Genomic DNA, 702 nt, shown 5'->3' with positions numbered 1-702 from the left:
AAAAGGACTGGCGAAGATGAGAATGATACTCATCTGGCGAGAACTTTTCCCTACCACCCAGCCTGCGAGCCGGGGCTTTCGCCCCGGCCATGGCAACTTACTTCGCCTGCAGCAACGCCCCGACTTCCAGCAACACCAGCTCGTTGTCATCCGCCTTGTTCGGCTCGCGGCTGCTCGAGAAGGGCAGGTTGTTGTCGTTGCCGACCACGATGTGCGTGGCGTCGACCACGTCGACGTTCTCGATCGTGAAGAACGGGAACTTGAGCACGCCGTCGTTCAACGGCTTGCGCGCGAGCTTGTCGGGGTCGGCGATGTTCAGCAGGTCGATGTAGCCGATCTTGCGCACCGGGCCGCCCACGTTCGCATCGCTCAGCTCGACCTTGTAGACGCGCTTGAACTTGGCGATGTCGTGGAAGCAGTCGGTGCGTTTCTGGCCTTCGGGGCAGGCCTTGTCGCTCGTGCCTTCGCCGTTGTCGCGCTCGATGATGAGGCCCGTGGTGCCGTCGATCATGTTGAAGTCGCCGATGGCGTTGCCATTGGCTTCGAGCACGTATTTCCAGTGGCGGCCGGTCCACTTCTCGGTGGCCACGTCGAACTCCAGCACGCGCAGCGCTTCCTTGCCTTCGACCTTTTCGTAGTCCTTGGCCTCGGCATTCCACACCGGGCCTTCGAGCAGCGCATAGAGCTTGCTGCCGTCCTTCG

Annotated in this window: 1 protein-coding gene; it reads right to left on the bottom strand. The window is 61.7% G+C overall.

Annotation, left to right across the window (positions count from 1 at the left end; all coding sequences use genetic code 11):
* Window positions 1-97: 97 nt before the first annotated feature.
* On the bottom strand, window positions 98-702 hold a 605-nt coding region (locus tag ACSFA3_RS26170; protein WP_435508211.1), incomplete at its 5' end, for an esterase-like activity of phytase family protein.

Origin of the sequence: Variovorax glucosi (genome assembly GCF_051216695.1) — a bacterium.
Classification (GTDB): Bacteria; Pseudomonadota; Gammaproteobacteria; order Burkholderiales; family Burkholderiaceae_C; genus Variovorax.
The sequence above is the reverse complement of the archived record's forward strand: the minus strand, read 5'-3'. Positions and strand labels throughout refer to the sequence as shown.